The sequence below is a fragment of the Candidatus Angelobacter sp. genome, from assembly GCA_035607015.1.
Classification (GTDB): domain Bacteria; phylum Verrucomicrobiota; class Verrucomicrobiia; order Limisphaerales; family AV2; genus AV2.
The window spans coordinates 1-4,287 of record DATNDF010000178.1 but is presented as its reverse complement, the minus strand read 5'-3'; the positions used below and the strand labels follow the sequence as shown (position 1 = coordinate 4,287).

Genomic DNA, 4,287 nt, shown 5'->3' with positions numbered 1-4,287 from the left:
GCTGTTGTTGGAAAATCGCGTCGTCGGGGTGATGGCCCTGTTCGCGAAACGTCCGCTGGCGGAAGCGACGCTCACGGCCCTGGGCTCGGTGGCGGATGGCATCGCGCTGGGCATCGAGCGCAAGCGGGCGGAGGAGTCGTTGCGCGAGACGCACGCTCAATTAAGCCACTTGCTGGAGTACAGTCCGGCCGTGATTTATGCGCTCCGGGTCGAAGGTCAAAAGGTTGTCCCCTACGTGGTCAGCGAGAACATCACCGAGTTTCTGGGATTCAGGATGCAGGAGACGCTTCACTACGAATGGTGGCTGGGACAGGTTCATCCGGAGGATCGCGACCGCGCCATTGCCAGTGTGTCCGAAACACTGGCGCAGGGCTCGAGTCTCACGGAATATCGCCTTCGCCATCAGGACGGCAGCTACCGGTGGGTGGAAGACAAACGCCGCTTGGTTCGAGGCTCGTCGAATCAACCGGAGGAAATCGTCGGCATCTGGTCGGACATCACCGAGCGCAAGCGGGCCGAAGAGGTGTTGCGCCAGAACTCCGGGGACGAGACCCATCGTGGGAAGAAGACCCGGGCGGTCAAAGACGCTGTCGTGGTGCTCGGATTCGGTGCTCTGGTGTTTCTGCTGGCCTCGCTTTTCAATCTGTTTGAACGCCCGCTCGAGTTTGTCCTGAAGCACAAGGAAACCCCGCTGGACGAGTTCTTCGGCACACTGCTCGTCCTCAGCCCGCTGCTGGCGTTTTTTGCATACCGACGATGGAAAGACGTCAAGGTCGTCGTCATCGAGGACCAGGGGACCGGGGAGGAACCGAGACCAGTTTCCCCGGACGGGGCCCGCCGGACCCAGACGGGAGCCGTCATCGACACCGTCGCCTTGCTGGGGATAGGCGTCCTCGTGTTTGGACTGGGGTTTTATTTCAATTTGTTTGAAAGGCCCCTCGAGTGGGTCTGGAACAACCGGGATACGGCGGTGGACGAATTGTTCGGGACGCTGATCGCGCTCAGCCCGGCGTTCATGCTTTTTGGTTACCGGCGATGGCGCGAGACCAGGCTGGAAGTCATCCAACACCAGCGCACCGCAAACGCGCTGCGCGTCCTGCATGGAGAACTGGACAAACGGGTCCAGCGGCGGACCGCGGAACTCGTCACCGCCAACAAAGCGTTGAATGCCGAGATCGACGAGCGCAAGCGGGCGGAGGAAGGATTGCGGAGATCCGAGGGGCGGAGCCGGGAAATGCTGGAGAATCTCGAACTCATTGCGATGACGCTCGACACGTCCGGCGTTGTCACATTCTGCAACGATTACCTGCTGCGACTGACGGGCTGGAAGCGGGAAGAAATCATCGGAGCGGACTGGTTTGAGACATTCATCCCGGAAACCGACACCGGGACGAGACAACTTTTTTTCGCGACCATCGAGGCCGGCACCATCCCGCTCCATCGCGAAAATCCGATCAAAACGCGCACGGGCGAGCTGCGGCAGATCGTGTGGAACAACACCATGTTGCGGGATGCGGGTGGAAACATCACCGGCACGGCAAGCATCGGCGAGGACGTGACCGGACGCAAACAGGCGGAGGAAGGACTGCGCGACAGTGAAGAAAAGTTCCGGCAACTGGCCGAGAACATCCACGAAGTCTTCTGGATCACCAATCCATTGAAGAACCAGATGCTCTACATCAGTCCGGCCTACGAAAGAATCTGGGGCCGCACCTGCTCGAGCCTTTATCAGTCACCGCAGGACTGGGCGGAGGCGATTCATCCGGAGGACCGGGAGCGTGTCCTCCGGGCCGCGACGACCAAACAGGCGAGCGGCGAGTACGACGAGAATTATCGCATCACACGGCCCGACGGCGCGGTGCGGTGGATTCACGATCGTGCTTTCCCGATCCGGAACACCGGCGGCGAAGTATATCGCGTCGTGGGGACGGCCGAGGACATCACCCGGCGCAAGCAGGTCGAACACCGCCTGGCAATGCACCACGCCGTGACGCAGGTCCTTTCCGAGGCGGCGACGCTCAAAGAGGCCGCCGGAAAAACCCTGAAAGTCGTCGGTCAGCAGCTCGGATGGGATGTGGGCGGCTTTTGGGCGGCGGACCGGAGCACGAAGCGGTTGGGGTGTGTCGAAATCTGGCACCCGCCTTCGACGGAGTTTAATGAGTTCGTCGCCTTCAGCCGCGGGGCATCGTTCGCCCCGGGTGAGTGTCTGCCGGGCCGGGTGTTTGAATCGGGCCGGCCCGCGTGGCTGGCAGATGTGTCGCAGGACGACAATCTCTCGAGGAAGCCGCTGGCGATCCGCATCGGATTGCGCAGCGCGATCGCGTTTCCCATCAGGCTGAGGGGCGAAACACTCGGGGTGATCGAGTTTTTCAGCGCACACATTCAGCCGCCCGACGATGAATTACTCGCGATGTTCGGGACCATCGGCACGCAGATTGGTGAGTTCGTTGAACGCAAACAACTGGAGGGACGGTTCCTGCAATCACAGAAGATGGAGGCGTTTGGCCAGCTCGCGGGCGGGGTGGCGCATGACTTCAACAACATCCTCGCCGTCATCATGGGCTACACGAGCCTCACGATGGAACAGGAGGGTCTGAACGACGAAGTGAAGGAGGAGATGAAGCAGGTGTACTCCGCCGGGGAACGGGCCGCCAACCTGACGCGCCAACTGCTCACCTTCAGCCGCAAGAAGGAGATGGAGGTCAACGCGCTGGATTTGAACGGGGTTATCGGCAACCTGGCCAAAATGCTGGGGCGCATCATCGGCGAGAACATCAAGCTGCAGTGCAACTACGTGTCCAATCTGCCCACGGTGCAGGCCGATGAGGGCATGATAGAACAGGTCTTGATGAACCTGGCGGTCAACGCGCGCGATGCCATGGTCGGAGGCGGTCAGTTGACCATCGGCACGGAACGCGTGGTCATGGATGCCCATTGTGTTCTGGCCAACCCCGAGGCGCGCGCCGGGGAATTCGTCTGCGTGAGTGTGCGGGACACCGGCTGTGGCATGACGCCGGAAATCAAGGCGCGCATTTTCGAGCCGTTCTTTACAACCAAGGACGTCGGCAAAGGGACCGGCCTGGGGCTGGCGACGGTCTATGGGATCGTGAAACAACACCAGGGCTGGCTGGAGGTGGAAAGCCAGGTCGGCGCGGGCACCACGTTCAAAGTTTTCCTGCCGGCGAGTGTCCGGTTGGCGGCGGCTGCCGAACAGGCGGCCGGCGAAGCCAAAGCGCGTGGAGGCAACGAAACGATTCTACTGGTCGAGGACGAGCCGGCGTTGCGGACGCTGGGGAGAGCTGTTCTCCAACGGCACGGATATCGCGTGCTGGAAGCCTCGTCGGGTGTCGAGGCGCTCGAGGTTTGGGAGCGAAACCACGGCCGGGTGGATTTGCTGTTGACGGACATGGTGATGCCCGAGGGCATGACCGGGCGGGAACTGGCGAAGCAGTTGAAGGAACGCAAGCCGGAGTTGAAGGTCATTTACACCAGCGGCTACAGTCTGGACTCCACGGCGACCAGTTTCCGGTTGCGGGAGGTAAAATCGTTTTTGCAGAAGCCGTATCATCCCCAAAAATTGATCAAATTGGTCCGGGAAACTTTGGACGCGGACGTTTCGTGACATCGTGCGGCGGACGTGCCCATGTCCAGTTTGAATGTGCCGGGGCGAAATGCGCGGATGTCGTGGAGACGGCAGTTGCAGAAACACTCGCGGATGTCGCGACACGACGGCCGGCCAGTCATGTTCGGTTGTTTGTGACAGAGTTGTGACACGTCTCACGCCGCTTCCTGCTTCTCTCAAGGTTGTATCGACTTTATGCCAATACTCAATCACGAGTTCAGACGCCAGGCCATCACCACCGGCGGCTCCGACGGGGAAAACGCCTTTGCGGCGACTTGCGGTCCAACGGATTCTTCGGACGTCGTTCGCGGGCGCTTTCTTGTTCCGGTGACAGGGCATTTACATTTCCTGGCAATCACGCGTCATAAATTGTCTTGTTCGTCACCCCGTCGTCCGCTGGCACATCGGCGGCTCCCATCGTTCTCGCGCATTATTATGAAAGGGCCGGAATGAGCAGTGTAAGATCAGGCGACGAATCGGGATTTGAAACCGCATTGATGAGATTCCCGTCTCCCGCCGGCGGCGGCGGACCGGGGTTGGTTCCCCTGCGGGCGCGTCACAAGCCCGCGGCGCGGCGACGGGCCCTCCCCGGCGCCCTCGTGGTCGCAGCATTCGTCTCGATTGCGACGGCGCAGGCGGATCCGGGCACCAACGATTTCACGGCG

1 protein-coding gene is annotated in these 4,287 nt (G+C 61.0%); it reads left to right on the top strand.

Features of this window, described 5'->3' with window-relative positions; translation table 11 throughout:
- On the top strand, window positions 1–3,622 hold a 3,622-nt coding region (locus VN887_07220), incomplete at its 5' end, for a PAS domain S-box protein (protein HXT39796.1).
- Between the last annotated feature and the right edge of the window lie 665 nt (window positions 3,623–4,287).